The 15,148-nt window shown below is 64.0% G+C and carries 13 protein-coding genes; 6 read left to right on the top strand and 7 right to left on the bottom strand.

The genetic code is table 11. The annotated features are described in order from the left end of the window. Positions 1–63: 63 nt before the first annotated feature. The 3 genes from E8L03_RS10795 to E8L03_RS10785 all read left to right on the top strand — a co-directional run bounded on the left by E8L03_RS10795 (position 64) and on the right by E8L03_RS10785 (position 2,256). Positions 64–753 carry a methyltransferase domain-containing protein gene (locus E8L03_RS10795; protein ID WP_144305281.1) on the top strand — a complete coding sequence of 230 codons (690 nt, stop codon included), beginning with the start codon at positions 64–66 and terminating at the stop codon, positions 751–753. 148 nt (positions 754–901) lie between these two features. Further along, a complete protein-coding gene (locus E8L03_RS10790) occupies positions 902–1,699 on the top strand; it encodes a M48 family metallopeptidase (RefSeq protein ID WP_171267350.1) in 798 nt (265 codons plus the stop codon). Between the two features lie 137 nt (positions 1,700–1,836). After that, positions 1,837–2,256 carry a hypothetical protein gene (locus E8L03_RS10785; RefSeq protein ID WP_171267349.1) on the top strand — a complete coding sequence of 140 codons (420 nt, stop codon included), beginning with the start codon at positions 1,837–1,839 and terminating at the stop codon, positions 2,254–2,256. A gap of 94 nt (positions 2,257–2,350) precedes the next feature. Here E8L03_RS10785 and E8L03_RS10780 read toward each other — a convergent pair whose 3' ends face one another. The 4 genes from E8L03_RS10780 to E8L03_RS10765 form a co-directional block, all read right to left on the bottom strand. Continuing rightward, on the bottom strand, positions 2,351–4,159 hold the full coding sequence (locus E8L03_RS10780) for a methyl-accepting chemotaxis protein (protein WP_171267348.1): 1,809 nt from the start codon (positions 4,157–4,159) through the stop codon (positions 2,351–2,353). 218 nt (positions 4,160–4,377) lie between these two features. After that, entirely contained in the window at positions 4,378–4,980 is a 603-nt protein-coding gene (locus tag E8L03_RS10775) for a peroxiredoxin family protein (RefSeq protein WP_144306057.1), read from the bottom strand. Continuing rightward, positions 4,980–5,297, bottom strand: a complete 318-nt coding sequence (locus tag E8L03_RS10770) for a carboxymuconolactone decarboxylase family protein (RefSeq protein ID WP_144306056.1) — start codon at positions 5,295–5,297, stop codon at positions 4,980–4,982. Before E8L03_RS10770 ends, E8L03_RS10775 begins: the two co-directional genes overlap by 1 nt. Positions 5,298–5,332: 35 nt before the next feature. After that, the gene (locus tag E8L03_RS10765) at positions 5,333–5,782 is read right to left on the bottom strand and encodes a universal stress protein (protein WP_144306055.1); all 450 of its coding nucleotides are present in this window, start codon (positions 5,780–5,782) and stop codon (positions 5,333–5,335) included. Between the two features lie 522 nt (positions 5,783–6,304). Between E8L03_RS10765 and E8L03_RS10760 the strand changes: the two genes are divergently transcribed. Further along, positions 6,305–7,453: an HDOD domain-containing protein gene (locus E8L03_RS10760; protein ID WP_171267347.1), complete on the top strand. Its 1,149-nt coding sequence runs from the start codon at positions 6,305–6,307 to the stop codon at positions 7,451–7,453. Position 7,454: 1 nt separating this feature from the next. After that, positions 7,455–9,653, top strand: a complete 2,199-nt coding sequence (locus E8L03_RS10755; protein WP_171267346.1) for a hybrid sensor histidine kinase/response regulator — start codon at positions 7,455–7,457, stop codon at positions 9,651–9,653. A 13-nt stretch (positions 9,654–9,666) separates the two neighbouring features. Here the strand turns inward: E8L03_RS10755 and E8L03_RS10750 are convergent, their stop codons facing one another. Further along, positions 9,667–11,844 (bottom strand): tetratricopeptide repeat protein, encoded by a 2,178-nt coding sequence (locus E8L03_RS10750; protein ID WP_216367893.1) that lies wholly within the window; start codon positions 11,842–11,844, stop codon positions 9,667–9,669. 244 nt (positions 11,845–12,088) lie between these two features. Between E8L03_RS10750 and E8L03_RS10745 the strand changes: the two genes are divergently transcribed. Then, positions 12,089–12,664 (top strand): hypothetical protein, encoded by a 576-nt coding sequence (locus E8L03_RS10745; protein ID WP_171267344.1) that lies wholly within the window; start codon positions 12,089–12,091, stop codon positions 12,662–12,664. A gap of 316 nt (positions 12,665–12,980) precedes the next feature. Here E8L03_RS10745 and E8L03_RS10740 read toward each other — a convergent pair whose 3' ends face one another. Both E8L03_RS10740 and E8L03_RS10735 read right to left on the bottom strand, forming a co-directional pair. Then, the gene (locus E8L03_RS10740) at positions 12,981–14,150 is read right to left on the bottom strand and encodes an XdhC family protein (protein WP_171267343.1); all 1,170 of its coding nucleotides are present in this window, start codon (positions 14,148–14,150) and stop codon (positions 12,981–12,983) included. A gap of 13 nt (positions 14,151–14,163) precedes the next feature. Next, on the bottom strand, positions 14,164–15,144 hold the full coding sequence (locus E8L03_RS10735) for an FAD binding domain-containing protein (protein WP_144306049.1): 981 nt from the start codon (positions 15,142–15,144) through the stop codon (positions 14,164–14,166). Between the last annotated feature and the right edge of the window lie 4 nt (positions 15,145–15,148).

Genomic DNA, 15,148 nt, shown 5'->3' with positions numbered 1-15,148 from the left:
TACAGGTGTGGCTACTGATCATCCGCAGCAACGTACGGCGGCGCTGTCCAAAGGGGGGACGCCATGGGGATTGTCGAACGCTTTGCCCGGTATGAGGACGCGAACAGCTTTGTATCGCGTATCCGCGCCCGCCGCGCCGTCCATCTGCAGCGGTTGATCGATTCCATACGTTCAGAAAAAGGCTCGGTGCGCATACTTGATGTGGGCGGCACGGAGAAATTCTGGAACTGTATCGACCTGACACAATTCAATGGAAGCGTGCAGATTGTCCTTGCGAATGTGGATGCGCTGGATGCAGTGCGCCAGCCCGCGATATTCTCGCATGCGCAACAGGATGGCCGGCGCCTGGAGTACGAGGACAATGCATTCGATCTCGTCCACTCCAACTCGGTCATAGAGCACGTGGGGACGTGGGCGGACATGTGCGCGTTCGCCAAAGAGACGCAGCGCGTGGGGCAGTACTACTTTGTGCAGACGCCGAGCTACTGGTTCCCTGTGGAGCCGCATTGCCTGTTTCCGTTCTTCCAGTATCTGCCGCGGCCGGCGCGGTTGTTCCTGGTGCGCCGGTTCCGGCTGGGCCACTGGCCCAAGGCGGCGTCCGTGGACGAGGGAATGCGCATCATCGAAAGCGCCTCGCTGCTGACGAGATCCATGCTCGGCAGCCTCTTCCCGGAAGCGGCGATTCTTGTGGAGAAGTTCTGCCTGCTCAACAAATCATTCATGGCCACGAATCATCCCGCCCCAGGCCAATAGTGGGGCCCGCCAAGCGTTATCCGTCCTGCCGGCGGGAGCAAGTCTCCTGACCCATACGGGCCGAGCAGGGGCGCTCCCACTGCACATTTCTTCGCAGTCGTGGTACTGTGTGGGTTCCACCATGACACATCCTATTGAGGAGTCCGACATGCCGCACCGCCGAATCATCCACATATATTGGGTCGCGTTCCTTTTTGCCGCGCTGCTTGCCGCGCAGGGCTGCGCCGTGGCTCCGTACACGGGCCGCAACCAGCTCATGCTCGTCTCGCCGCAGCAGGAGCTCACCCTGGGCAACCAGGCCGCGGAGCAGGTGCTTCACGAAGAAAAGGTGGTGCGCTCCGGAGCGCAGGTGAATGAGGTGCAGGCCATCGGCCGGCGCATCGCCATGGTCGCGGACCAGCAGGGCTACCAGTGGCAGTTCTATGTGGTGGACGACCCCGAGACGATCAACGCCTTTGCGTTGCCCGGCGGTAAGGTCTTTGTCTACACCGGGCTGCTCAGGGTGGCCAAAAGCCCGGACGAGGTAGCCGCGGTCATCGCCCACGAGATAGGCCACGTGCTGGCGCGCCACGGCGGCGAGCGCCTCTCCAATACGCTGCTTGCCCAGGTGGGGCAGGAGGCGGCCATGATCGCGCTGGGGGACATGTCGCCCACGGCCACCAAGGCCGCCAACGTCGCTTTCGGCCTGGGCGCGCAGTACGGCTACATCCTGCCCTTCAGCCGGCAGCAGGAGTACGAGGCCGACTACATCGGGCTGATGATTATGGCCCAGGCCGGATACGACCCGCGCGCCGCCATCAGCTTCTGGCAGACCATGATGCAGCAGGACAAGGCCAAGCCGCCGGAGTATCTCTCCACCCATCCCTCGGACCGGAACCGCATCGCCGAGCTGGAGCGCGCCATGCCCAGGGCCATGCAGTACTATCAAAACTCGCGCCGCATGTGACACAGCGGTCGGCCCGGGACTCGCGGCGAATACGCCTGTGAGGCGTCGGCTCCAATTGGCCAAAACACTCGCCAGGGGCACCTGCCTTTGCTATGTTCCTGCAAAATCAATCAAATCGACGACACGAGGAGTACGGCATGAAACGGTTGACGGTGTTTCTGATAGCGGCGGCCTTCGTGGTGAGCATGGCCGGCGCGGCTGCCGCAGGCGGCGATTTGGTGGGCGAGTGGAAGTCGACCGGCGAGATCGGCGGCGCCGTCAGCGGCGAGGGCAGCCACGGTCTTGGCTCCGGAGATGCGCGTTTCGCCAAGCAGGGCGTCGCCTGGACGCTGAAGGTCACGAAGCAGGACTCCGGCGGCGGGTTCTATGGGCAGTGGTGCAGCGCCAATAACTGCGAGGATGTCGTGGGCGTGGTGCGCCGGGACGACTCGCTGCTCATGTCCGACGAGGACAGCTACTTCATCGGGTCCATGTACGCCGGCCGTATGGAGCTGTGCGTGATGGAGGCGGGCAAGAAGTTTCGCGCGGCTGTCTGCCAGATGATGGAAAAGCAGTAACCGGCAATTTCGAGAGATACAAAAAGGCCGCCTTCCTGTTGAGGAGGGCGGCCTTTGTTTTTTTCGGAATAGATGGTGTGGATTATCTGAAGTCCTACCTTCCCGCATCCGTTTTCAGCTCCTCGATGAGATTCTGCAGTGCGGCGGCCTGGGAGGCTAGCTGCGACAAGGCGTCGGTGGTCTCGGCCACACCGCGCGCCGTCTCCGCGGCGATGTTGCTGATCTCCTCGATGGACTGGTTGATCTCGTCGGATGCGGCGGACTGTTGCTCGGCGGCCGTGGCAATGGATCGGATCTGCTCGGCGCTGTGCTCGGTGCCGGACACGATCTGCTCCAGCGCCTCGCCGGAGCGGTGGGAGTGCTCGGTGGCCGTTTCCAGCTCGGACACAGCCGTGTCCATGGCCTGAACGTTCTCGTCCGCTACGCGCTGGATGGCGGCTATGGAGTCGCCCACCTCCTTGGTGGCGGTCATGGTCTTTTCGGCCAGCTTGCGCACCTCGTCCGCGACCACGGCGAACCCCCGACCGGCCTCGCCGGCGCGCGCCGCTTCGATGGCCGCGTTCAGAGCCAGCAGGTTTGTCTGATCGGCTATGTCGGTGATGACATTCATGATCTGGCCGATTGACGCGGCCTGATCCTCCAGGGCCTTCATGGACTCCTGCAGGCTTCCGGCCTGGGTGCGGGTGGCGTCCATGGCGCGGATGGAGCCGCGCACCACGTCGGCGCCCTCCTGGGCCTGGGACTTTACGGTCTCGCCCTGCATCGCGGCGTCGGAGGCGTTGCGCGCCACCTCCAGCACGGTAGCGTTCATCTCTTCCATGGCCGTGGTCTCGATGCGTTCGCGTTGGTGCTGGGTTCCGCTGTTGATCTCGTCGGCGTGGGCGGAGATCTCCTCGCTGGCGGCCGAGATGTTGCGCACGACCTCGTCCAGCCGCTGCGCCGCCTGGAGCATGCCTTCGGACATGGCGGACTCCGCTCGCAGTCGCGCCTCCTCGGCCTCGGCCTTGGCGACCTCGGCGGCGCGGGCTTTTTCCTCGGCCTCGGCCGACTTGGCCTCGATCTCGGTGATGTTGGTGCGCAGGGTGGCGCCCATGGTGCTCAGGGCCTGCTCCAGCCGGGTCACCTCGTCATGGCCGGTGGCGGTCAGCGTGACGTCGAAGTTGCCGCCGGCTATCTCACCGGCAGCCGCCGTGGCCGCGCCCAGGGGCTTGCTGATGCTGCGGGAGATGAGCAGGGCCAGCGGCAGCACGATAAGTACGAAGATCGCAGCGATCACGGCGACGATCCACGTCACGTTCGAGGACACGACTTCGTTGATGCGGTTGGCCACCTGGGTCTGGGCCGCCTGGATGTTGTCGATGTACACACCGGTGCCCACCCACAGGTCTGTGCCGGGAATCATCTCGGAGTAGGCGAGCTTGGGCTGCTCGCCCGCGCCTGGCTTCTGAAAAATGTACTGGATGAAACCGCCGCCCTGGTGTGCCTTCTCGGCCAGCCCCTTGACGTAGAAGACGCCGTTGACGTCCTTGGCGCCGCTGATGTCCGTGCCCTCCACAGAGGTCTTGGCCGGGACGGACAGGGCCGTGGTGCCCTTGTAGACGAAGTAGTAGCCGGACTCGTCGGCTTCGAAGCGTATATCGGCCGTGAGATCCTTGATGATATCGATGCGGCTCTCGGGAGGAACGTTTTTGAGCGCCTGGCCCAACATTACAGCAACGGTGTGTGTGGCTATCTGAAGCTTATCCCTCTGCGCGTTCAGCATCAGATCGTTCACCTCCTCCAAGCTTATCTCGCGTATCGTGCGCGAGTTGGAAAGGAAGGCGAGAGTGACGCCAAGAACAAAGATGACCATCAGGCTGATGACGAACAGGATACGGAGATGAATGGAGAAGCGTCTGAGCATGGGGGAACCTGCGCTTTGCTGAAGTAATGCGATTTCAAATAGCTACCAATATGTACAACAGAAGGCCCCCTGGTGAGGAGGGACTTCAAAGTGATTATTCAATATAAAAGTGGAAGACAAGAATTGCGTTTCGGGGGAGTAATGCGGAAAAAAACAAGGCTGCCCGTGCAATCGCAATAGGCAGCCTTGTATATATGTAACGGGAAAAAGTGAAGGGCTTATTTCAGGTCGGATTTCTCCAGCAGCAGGGAGTAAAAGGCGGTAACATCCTCGAAGGTGCCTTCCTGCGTGAAAAGAACCTGGTGCCCGCCGTTCTTGCTCAGCTTGACGAGCACGTAGAACGGCGTACCCACGACGCCCACGTAATCGTAGGCCCTGTAGTCCGGGTCCGGGAACAGCGGAAAGTCCAGCGCGTACTGGTCCTTGAAGAACCCAACCTCGTAATCGGAGTTGCCCACGCCCAGACCGATGATCTTGAGCGTGTCCGCCTTGCCGGACGCCTTGATCTTGTCAAAGAGCTCCTTCATCAGCGGCGCTTCGCGCTGGCAGTGCGGGCAGTACATGGAAAAGACCTGGAGAAGCAGGTAGTCGGTCTTGATGTCCGAGAGCGCGAACGGTTCCCCGGCGGGCACGCCGAGGTAGCGCGCATCTGCATCCAAAGCCGGAGGCAGCTGAACGTCCTGGAGCTTCATGCCCTCGCTGATGACTTTATCCTGATCGCCGAGCGACTCGGCCAAGGCCGGCACCGCGGCGAGCACGGCGAAAACAAGGACTGCGGGCAGAACCCGGGCGCAGCAAGAAAGGAGCTGGCGAAAACGCATCAGTCTTCCTCCTCGGAAGGATGGCCGACCCAGGAGAGCGCGGCGCTGACGGCCGGAAAGCCGACAGTGGACGTGCAGGCCAGGATGGCGTGGCAGATGGCCTCCTCGGAGACGCCCAGGCCACGGGCCCGGCGGGTGTGGCTGTGCACGGCGCCTTCGCTGCCGGCGGCGACCGCCGCGGCGAGCTGGACAAGGTTCAGGGTGACCTCGTCCAGGGGACCGGACTCCTTCACGGCCTTGCCCAGGTCTTCGTGGGCTTTCATGTAACGAGGATACTTTTCCATCATGCGCGTGAAGTGGCTGGGCTTCTTGTCCATGGTCTCTTCTCCTTGGCCATCTCCCTGGCCGTTTGTCATGCCTCGGCGGGGCGCACGGTAAGGACGGGCACCGGCGAGGAGCGCACGACCTTTTCCGCCACGGAACCCAGTAAGAGGCGCTGGATGCCGGTGTGGCCGTGCGTGCCCATGACGATGATGTCGGCGTTCTCCTGATGCGCGATATCAAGAATGGTGTCGGCCGGGTATCCGCCCACGACGCGGGCAGTCGCCACGCGGTCGGACTTGAGGTTCGCGTCGACGAACTCGGCCATGGTGCGCTGCGCGCCTTCGATGACGGACTGGGCGAAGCGGTTGGTTTCGTTCTCGTCCACCTGGAGAATGTGATAGCGCTCGTACGACGGAGCCACGAACAGGGGAATGAGCCTGGCGTTGAACGCCTCGGCCATGGTCAGTGCTGCGGCGGCCACGGGCACGGATGCCGGGGAGAGGTCGATGGGACAGAGAATGGTCTTGATGTCGCTCACAGTAGCGGCTCCTTGGATCGTAGATTACTTGAATAGTATAGCCCGGAAAGCCCCTTGATGCGCAAGCCCTTTTTCCACCGGGCTTCCGGCCCGCGTCCCGGGCGGCCGTAGGGATACCACCCGTTGCCCCGGCAGTCGATGCCTGGAGGATGGAGCAAGGTAAAGCGTATGCATCTTCACTGCCGCTGCCCGGCAAGTAGTAATGAAAATTACTTTTCTTTGTTGCAAAAATAGAGTAGTGCCACCACTATGGGCGATGTAACCCGACTGATGAAAGGATGGTTTCATCTACGTCGCACATGCAGTGAAGGTCACGTCTATGTGGTGTCCGGATGGTGTACGCAATCCGGTATAGGCATATCAGGAGAACCGTTGCGGTTAATGTGAAGAGGGCGTCTCGTGGGAGTCATCAATATACAGGACGTCAAACCGAAGATGGTCCTTGGGGCTGATCTATATGCTCCGAATGGACGATTTCTTCTTCCCAAGGGGACGCAGCTCACCGGCAAGCATGTCCGGATCATGACCATCTGGGGTGTTCCGGAAGCTGACATAGATGGCTGCGACCGGGAGCAGACCATGGGCGAGGCCATCGCCCAGCTTTCCCCCCAGACATTGGAAGCCTGCGAGGCCCATGCCTCCGAGCTTTTCAGCCGCGCGAACCTCGGGCACGAGGCCATGCGCGAGCTGTACCAGATAACGCTGCTGCGTTGCGCCGAGCGGACCATACACGGCCTGGACCCGACCCGGCACGAGATAGATGCCGGCGCGACCAAGGCGATGCTGAACCAGTGCAGCGGCGGCATGGACGACATCCCCACGGCTCCGGAGCTGGTGCAGCGCCACCTGAGCCTCGCCTCGCTCCCCGACATCTACTACCGCATCGTGGAGGTGCTGGGCGATCCCAACAGCACGGCCACGACCATATCCGACGTCATCTCCAAGGACGTGAGCCTGTCCGCCAAGCTGCTCAAGCTGGTCAACAGCCCGTTCTACGGCTTCCCATCCAAGATAGATTCCATCACCCGCGCCGTGGCCTTGCTCGGGTTCAACGAGCTCGCCATGCTCGCCCACGGCATATCGGTCATTCGCCATTTCCAGGACATGCCCATAACCTGCCTGGATATGCAAAGCTTCTGGAAGCACTCCGTTGCTTGCGGGCTTCTCGCCAGGGCCCTGGCTGGACGCAGGCCCGGCCTGTCCGAGGAGCGGTTCTTCGTGGCCGGGCTGCTGCACGACATCGGCCGGCTGATCATGCTCAAGGAGATGCCGCACATCATGGGCAAGGTGCTGCTCCACGCCACCGAGAACAATCTGGACACCTGGCGGGCGGAGCGGGACATCCTGGGCTACGACCACGCCGCCGTGGCCGGCCATCTGATGGGGGAGTGGTGCATGCCTGTGGACCTCAGGAACATGGTGGCCAGGCATCACCATCCGGACCTTGCAGACAATGTTTTCGAAGCCGGGTTTATCCACCTGGCGGATATAATGACCATTGCCATGGACATGGGGTGCAGCGGATCATACCGGGTGCCCCCGCTTTCCGCCGGCGCATGGGACGTGCTCGATCTGCCGCAGGGGCTGCTCGTCACTTCCGTCCGGCAAACAGACCGGCAGCTCGATGAGATAGTTTCGATGTTCTTCTCCGGGCAAGGTAATGAAAGATAGCATGGCCCCCTTCAATCCGGACCCATACGAGGATCGGATTCGTTGTCTTGACGAGGAGCGCCGTCGTGCGCTCACTGCTCTGGAGCTCGCGGGCTCCATGGGCACATTCGCCTCGGCGTTGAACCATCTTGAAAGCCCGGACCCTATTCTTTACGAGACTATCCGGAAGGTTCGGGCGCTCATCCGCTTCAAGACCGCGGCCATCTACCTGGTGAACGAGCAGGACGCGGACTTCTATCTGGCCGCGTGCTCGCCCTCTGACGGACGACAGTACATCGAGAACGAGGTGGACGCGCTCATCGCAACCTTCATGTTTTCCTGGTCGCTGGGCCGGAGCAAACCGCTCATCGTGCCGGACAGCGCCCAGCGCGAAACCCTGGTGATCCACTCGCTGACCACGCCTTCCCGCGTTCGGGGCATGTTCGTGGGCGTGCTCGATGAGTCCAAGACCTCCATCCTCGACTCCTACCTCTCCCTGCTCACCGTTATCCTCACCGGCGCGGCCCAGGCTCTGGAAAGCTACGAGCTTTATGGCCGCATCGCCGAGATGAACAGGCGGCTGGAGCGGCAGGTGGAGGACCGCAGCCGGGAGCTTTCCGAGACGAGCTCAAGGCTTGCCAGGGAGCGGATCAGGAGCGAGGCCGCAGACCGCGCCCTGGAAGAGAAAAGCGATACCATCCGCGCATTTTTCGAGACGAGCCAGGACGGCATGGTCATCATCGACCGGCGCGGCGTCGTGCTTGAAATCAACAACCGCGCGGCCTCCATGTTCGACCATGAGATGAAGGAGGTGCTGGGGCAGCCGCTGAGGGATCTGCTCTCGGACGACTTTTTTGAAGAGCGCAAGGACCGTTACCTGGGTATCATGCGTCGCGGCGAGCCGGTGCGCACCGAGGAGTCCCTGATGGGCAAGCGCTTCGAGCTGAGCCTCTCGCCATTGAAAGACGGCCGCGGCGAGGTCGTCCGCGTGGCTTGCCTTATCCGCGATGTGACCGAGGACCGCGAGTTGAGCGACGCCCTGACCACGGCGCGTGACGAGGCCCGCGCCGCCAGCAAGGCCAAGACCGAGTTTCTGGCCAACATGAGCCACGAGCTGCGCACGCCGATCAACGGCATCATGGGCATGACCCAGCTCCTGCTGGCAGCGGAGCTCCAGGAAGACCAGCAGGAGTGCTGCCGGGACATTATGTTTTCAGCTGGCCGTGTGCTGCGGATCGTTAATGATCTCTTGGACCTCTCCAGTCTGGAGAACGGCAGGATGGCCCTGAACGAGGTCTCCTTCTCCACCCGGCGCGTCTTCGACTTCATTTGCAAGACATTTGCGGAGGAAGCCAGGCGCAAGGGGCTGGAGTTCCACTGCGAGTTCGCCCCGGACCTGGCGGAGGACCTTGTCGGCGATCCGGACCGGCTCCGCCAGCTCCTGATCAACATTGTGCACAATGCGGTCACCTTCACCCGCACCGGCCGTGTGGATGTGTGGGTGGGCGAGGCGCCGGAGTTGCTCGATGCACCGTGCCCGGAGAGCTGCGCGGCCTTCGCCTTCACTGTTTCGGATACAGGCCCCGGCATTCCGGAGCAGCACCGGCAGACCATCTTCGACAGCTTCACCCTGGCTGAGGAGTTCATCACAAAGCGCAGCGGCGGCTCCGGGCTTGGGCTCGCCATCTCCAGGCAGCTTGCCGAGCGCATGAACGGCGTCATCACCGTGGAAAGTGAGGAAGGCCGCGGCAGCGTATTCAAGGTTGCCGTGCCACTGCCGCGTTCAACGCCGGAGGTCGGCGCGAAGTTGGCCTCCGTCCACGCTCCATGCACGCCGCAATGCGGACGCGTTCTGACCGTGGAGAAGGGCGCTTCAAACAATGGCTCGCCGGCTAGGCTTCTGCGCGGCAGCGGGCTGGCCGTGGAGAAGGCCACGGATTGCTCGGACGCCCTGAAGCGGATCGGGGACGGCGGATGCGAGCTCGTGGTGTTGTCCGTGCCCCTGATCGGCGGCGGTGGGCTCGAGCTCACCCGCACCATCCGCGGCGGCGAGATCAACGGTGTGGACCGGAATCTGCCCGTGCTCATGCTGGCGGAGGACGTCTCGGAAGATGAGATGCGGCGGTGCCTGAACGCGGGCGTCAATGCGGTCATCAGCGGTCCGCTCGACGCCGAGGCCTTTGTGCGCACCGTCCAGGGAATGATACCCCCACGGCGCTGACCGCCAGCCCTGTCTATCGCGAGAAATCCGGCTCGTTGCCCAACAACCCCACGATGGCCGGCTGATCGGCCGTACGCATTGCGTCCAGCAGCGCGTCTCGGTCCAGCCTTTTCAGCGATGTGGCTACGCCCAGCGGTCTGCCCTCAGGCGTGGGCAGCGATTCAAATGGCAGGTTCGCCAGGCCGCGGCTGGGCGGATCGCCCGGGCCGATCCAGATGGTGGCGAGGTGCGGCGCGGCCCTGCGGATCGGTGTCCACAGCCTGGAGTACAGCTCCACCTCGGCCAGGCCGCTGGCCACGGCGTCGGTGCCCTGGGGCTGGGAATCTTCCCCGCCTGCACTCCGCCAGACACGCAGAACTTTCTCGACCGAACCCACCGGACCGATATCGATGATGTCTATCCGGCTGTCCGCGCCGTCCTGCGCAGGCCGTGTCAGCAGGAATGCCACGATATGCGGCTCCTCGGACTTGGCGTGCCCGGCTCCGGGCGGCGTTTTGATGCGGGCGAAGAAGAGCAGGCCGCCGTCACGGGGCAGCGTTGCGGCCAGGGATGCAACGGCAGAGGTATAGCCGTCGTACCGTCCCAGCATCCATTGCAGCAGGGGCCGCCAGGCCTCGTGGCGCTCGGCGATGGCTTGCGACAGGGCCTCCAGCCGTGTTCGTGCCTCGTCGGAAAAGCTCGCCGGCTGGATGGCGGGCCGCGCTGCGACCGGATTGAGCCCATGGACATTGGCGTCTGGCCGCGCGCTGGCCATGGCCGCGGTGAGTCGGACGAACTCGTCCACGGCTGCCGAGTCGTCCGCCTGGCTTGAAAGCGGCAGTGCGGGCATGCCGGTGGGCGGAAAGAGCACGCGCCGGGAAAGCCAGGAGCCGAAGGCCAGGGTCGCTATCTTTTGCGACGGCGCTTCCGCGGCCGCGAGCCGGGCGAGGAGCTGCATCAGCCTGTCGTCGCGGTCCATGAGCGAGTCGAAGCCGTTGCCGGCGCGGTCCAGGCTTATGGGCGGCGTCTGCGCGGCCAGCAGCCGGGCGTTGACGGCCAGCGAGCGTTTCGGATTGCCTGAGAGGGAATCCAGGTCGGCCAGCAGCTTCAGCGTGTGGATGCGCAAGGGATGGTTCGCGGGCAGCACGTCGCCGAAGAAGGTGTCCAGCCGCTCCAGAAAACCCAGTGCCGAACGGGCTCCGGCGGGTTGCGCCGCGCAAAGATTCATGGCTTCCAGGAGATCGGGCCCGGCGTTTCGCGCAAAGCGTTGCTGCAGGTCGGCGGGCAGCGTGCCGGCCACGCCCAGGGTTGCGTGGGCTAGCTCCACGGCGTTGGCGGAGTGGTTTTCCGCCGCCAGCATCCGCGCCTCCAGCGCCGAGGCATGCAGCCCGGCAAGTATCGCCTCCGGGCTCTGGTCGCCGTCCAGGTCGGCACGAACGCGATGGAGGAGAGCGCGGACCTGCTCGCCGTCTTTGGACAGGATTGCGGCGCGGGCCGCATCCAGCCGCAGCGACGCCCTGTCGGGCAGGGTGTTGTGCGGGAGCTTCTCGGCCAGGGCCAGGGCTTGCTGGAACGCCCGCAGGGATATTTCGGACCGGTCCGCATTGGCCAACGTTGCGCCGAGCAGGGAAAGGGCCCGGATGCGCAGGTCAGGATCGCCGACCTTGGCCGCGATGTCCGCGGCGTGTGCGGCCGCTTTTTCGGCCCGGGAGAGCTCACCTGTTTCGAGGTACACGGCCGCGAGATCCAGATAGCAGAGCGCGGCCTCCTGCGGCGAGGCTTGCGCCAGGCGATCCGCAATGAGGCCGGCTTGGTCCAGCAGGTCCAGAGCCTGCGCGCGGTCCCCCGAGGACTCCTGCAACTGCGCCAAGGCGATGTATGCCGAGCCGGACTCCGGGCTGATCTGGCCATGCTCTTCCACGGCGTCCTGCACACGCCGCGCGCCGCGGGCCAGGCTTTCGCCGATGCGGCCGCGCCGGAACAGCGTCTCCGGGCTCTCGGACCCGCCACTGGTTCCAAAGGCGTGGGTCGTGACGATGACGCCGTAAAAGACCAGGACGATTGCGGCGAGAATCAGCATGAGAACGGCGGCAGCCACCGGGGCCTCGATACCTGCGGGCAGCAGGCGCAGAAGAGCCGCCGGGACGCCTGGTATGCGCCTGGTCGGAGTCACGGACGCGCCGTTGGTGCTATGGGGGCTGTCGGTGTTCACAATCGTTTTACATAGTCTCCCGGCCGGAAGCGGCCAAAAAGACTTCCGTCAGGGAGCAAGATGCGGCACTATCCGGCTTCAGTGGACCGGTTGAACGCATGGCGGGCAGCGGCAGCGCACGATGTGCCGCGGGCCGGTTGCCGGCTCCAAGACGCTGTACTATGAAGCGCCCTAAATTTCTAGAATATTTCTATACAATGACAGATGCCTATAGGGCAAGACATTGAGAGGTGGTGGAGCTGCAATGGACAAGAAAACGAGGCGACGGATAGAGGACTTTATCGAAGCGCTCCATACACGGGTCAGCGCGCTGGAGTCCATTGCGGCGGAGCCGCCGGCGCAGCAGGCCGTGCAACAGGAGGCGTCCGCCCTCGGCATCGTGGCGCTGGACATGGAGGAGTGGCTGGACGAGGACAGGCTGCGCCAGAAGCGGGCCATGAAGATGGCGTTGCTGCGTGGGGTGCTGGCGTTTCTGCTGCTGGCCGGCCTGCTGGCGGCCACGGTCTATGTGTTCCGGGAGAACAGCCTGGCCGAGGACGGCGATTACCTCAAGGCCATACGCCAGTTCTTTCCGGATATCGGGGACCCGGCCACCTGGGCCGGCTACCTCAAGCTCGCCGTGGCTGGGTGCCTGGGGCTGATGACGTTCCTCTGCGCGATGATCGTGGCCATGTTCCTGGAGGTGCTCGTCAAGGCGGTCCGGCTGCCCATGAACTCCCTGGTGTTTACGGCGCTTACAGCTGTCGTCACGGCGGTGGCGTTATACTATTACCTGGAATATTTTGATATTCTCAGGCAAACGCTCTACCGTTTCGTGTAGCGCCGGCAGTCTGCCCCCTGGAGCTGTATCGGGCTGTCAATCAATTGCCAAAAAATGCTTGGCAAAGTAATGGGGAGTACTCTATACTCACAAAAAAAGGTGAGTTCTCGAATCGGCGGGGGGAACGGCGCATAGTGCGCCGGCGTGCGGTTTGGAACTCGCCTTTTTTATTTACTCTTTTCGTGAATCCACACACCAGACGCGCGACGCCGCGTCAGCGCCCGAAACATGGCCTACAGGCGGACGGCCGCACAGGTTCTTTTGCGGATGCGTGCATGGCGCTTCGGCCCGACTGAACGGGCAGGGGCGGGGCTGTCTAGGCGGTCGCCTGTGCGCGGCGGGCGATGAGCTCCGCGACAATGGCCACGGCGATTTCCTGGGGCGTGTCGGCGTTGATCGGCAGGCCGATGGGGCTGGAGACATCTGCGAGGATATCGTCGGGAATACCGCGCTGCGCAAGGGCGTCGTAAACCAGCTCGCGCTTTCGCGCCGACCCTATCATGCCGATGTACGCCGCGTTCGCCCGGAGCGACCAGTCCAGCGCAGCCTCGTCGTTGCGGTAACCCCGCGTGACGATGACCATATAGCTGTGCTCCGGCGGCATCAGACAGCTCAGCGCGCCGTCCCAGTTGCCGATAAGATGGGTGACAGCGCGTTCAGCGCCGGGCGCCTCGGCCAGCCAGCTGTCCGTGAGAAATTCGGGGCGGTCGTCCACCAGGTGGGGCTCGAAATCGCAGCGGCCGGCCAGGGCCGCCACCTCCCGGCCCACGTGGCCGGCTCCGAAGATGTAGACATGCTTGCGGCGCACCAGGGGCGTAATGCAAAGCAGCACATCGCCGTCGTCCCCAATGGCCGCGAGCCGGGGCTCCTGTGCGGCCGCGCTTTCCTCCATGGCCGCGGCAAGGGGGTCCAGATGAAGCTTTGCATCGCCAAGCGGCTGGGCAAGCAGGCCGGCGGCCTCTGCGGCGTCACGGGCCAAGACCCCGCCCAAGCGGCTGTAGACCCGCACCTGGGAGAGCTTTCCGCCAACCTGCTCCGTTGCCAGATGGAGTCTGCCGAGCCGGGAGCGAGACTGGCCCATGGCGCGGTACGCGCTGACCAGAAACGGGGCGGCGCAGCCATTTCCATTGCAGAGGGAGTTGGTGGCGTTTTCGAACAGGGCCGACTCATTGGGGTGCGGCCGGACGGACTCCACAAAGAGTCTCGCGCAACCACCGCAGACCATGCCGTTCTTGGCGGCGTCGGAGCCGTCGAGGTCGTAATCGAGCAGGGCCGAGGCGTCGTCGGCCAGACATTGCCGGGCTGTACGCACGACGGCGGCCTCCAGCAGGCCACCGCCCACCGAGCCGGCGGTCTCGCCGGTTCTGGTTACGGCGAGCCTCGCACCGGCCTTGCGTGGTCCGGCGCCGTTGTTGGACACAACCGAGGCCAGCGCCGTGGGCCGGCCCTCGGTCAGCCATGCCACCATCGTCCTGTACGTTTTCATGTCCGCGCAGGGATCAGGCCGCGGCCTTGGCCAGCTCTTCGCGCACCATCCCCTTGAAAAGCGGTATCTTGTACGCGTTCTTGCTCATCGGTTCGGCGTCGGCCATGGCCGCCTCGGCAGCCTTGTCGATGACGTCGGGCGTGAGCTCCTTGCCCATGATGGCCTGCTCCAGCTCGTGCGAGCGCCACGGCACCGGCGCTGCACCGGAGAGCACGGCGCGCCCGGCAATCACGCGCTTGCCGTCCATGGCCAGGGCCAGAGCCAGGCCGGAGAGGGCGAAGTCCCAGGAGCGGCGTGCGCGGACCTTGCGGTACGTGTTGTGGAAGCGTGGCCCCTTGGGCTGTGCGGGCACGTCCACGGCCGTGATGAACTCGTCCCGTTCGATGGAGGTTTCGCGCATGGGGTCGTCTTCCGGCAGGATGAAGATGTCCTCGATCTTGTCGGTGCGCGTGCCGCCGGGGCCCATGATGGTCAGTTTGGCGTCCAGGGCCAGCAGGGCGGGCGAGGTGTCCGAGGGATGGACAATGTAGCAGTTGGCCCCACCCAGGATGCAGTGGAACTGGTTCTCACCGCCCACGGCGTAGCAGATGGGCCCGCCCTTGCGGATGCAGTTGAACTCCCCGCGGTAGTACCAGCAGCGCGGCTTCTGGCAGATGTTGCCGGCGATGGTGCCCTGGTTGCGGAGCTGCGGACTGCCGACCTCGTGGGCGGCCTGGGCCAGGCCCGGACAGCGGGCGTTCACGTCCGGGTTGTCCACGATGTGGGTCAGCGTGGTGAGCGCGCCGATACGCAGGCCGCCGTTGGCCGCCGTCACGCCGGAAAGCTCGGAAGCGAGGCCGGAGAGGGAGACGAGCTTGGTGGCGTTGATGATGTGTTCGCGCAGGCAGGTTATCAGGTCGGAACCTCCGCCGTGGACCACGGCGCCCTCGGATTTGAGGGCTTCCACGGCATCGGAGACCGTTTTCGGTTGGGCGTACTCGAATGGTGCGAACATGGGC

This window comes from Oceanidesulfovibrio marinus, assembly GCF_013085545.1.
GTDB classification, from domain to species: domain Bacteria; phylum Desulfobacterota; class Desulfovibrionia; order Desulfovibrionales; family Desulfovibrionaceae; genus Oceanidesulfovibrio; species Oceanidesulfovibrio marinus.
Note: the sequence above shows the minus strand (reverse complement) of the source record. Positions and strands in the feature narration are given on the sequence as shown.

What these genes read in the sequence shown, in the direction of transcription:
- E8L03_RS10795 (WP_144305281.1), top strand. Translation starts at nt 64, where the DNA reads ATGGGGATTGTCGAACGCTTTGCCCGGTATGAGGACGCGAACAGCTTT.
- E8L03_RS10790 (WP_171267350.1), top strand. Translation starts at nt 902, where the DNA reads ATGCCGCACCGCCGAATCATCCACATATATTGGGTCGCGTTCCTTTTT.
- E8L03_RS10785 (WP_171267349.1), top strand. Translation starts at nt 1,837, where the DNA reads ATGAAACGGTTGACGGTGTTTCTGATAGCGGCGGCCTTCGTGGTGAGC.
- E8L03_RS10780 (WP_171267348.1), bottom strand. Translation starts at nt 4,159, where the DNA reads ATGCTCAGACGCTTCTCCATTCATCTCCGTATCCTGTTCGTCATCAGC.
- E8L03_RS10775 (WP_144306057.1), bottom strand. Translation starts at nt 4,980, where the DNA reads ATGCGTTTTCGCCAGCTCCTTTCTTGCTGCGCCCGGGTTCTGCCCGCA.
- E8L03_RS10770 (WP_144306056.1), bottom strand. Translation starts at nt 5,297, where the DNA reads ATGGACAAGAAGCCCAGCCACTTCACGCGCATGATGGAAAAGTATCCT.
- E8L03_RS10760 (WP_171267347.1), top strand. Translation starts at nt 6,305, where the DNA reads ATGACCATCTGGGGTGTTCCGGAAGCTGACATAGATGGCTGCGACCGG.
- E8L03_RS10755 (WP_171267346.1), top strand. Translation starts at nt 7,455, where the DNA reads ATGGCCCCCTTCAATCCGGACCCATACGAGGATCGGATTCGTTGTCTT.
- E8L03_RS10745 (WP_171267344.1), top strand. Translation starts at nt 12,089, where the DNA reads ATGGACAAGAAAACGAGGCGACGGATAGAGGACTTTATCGAAGCGCTC.
- E8L03_RS10740 (WP_171267343.1), bottom strand. Translation starts at nt 14,150, where the DNA reads ATGAAAACGTACAGGACGATGGTGGCATGGCTGACCGAGGGCCGGCCC.
- E8L03_RS10735 (WP_144306049.1), bottom strand. Translation starts at nt 15,144, where the DNA reads ATGTTCGCACCATTCGAGTACGCCCAACCGAAAACGGTCTCCGATGCC.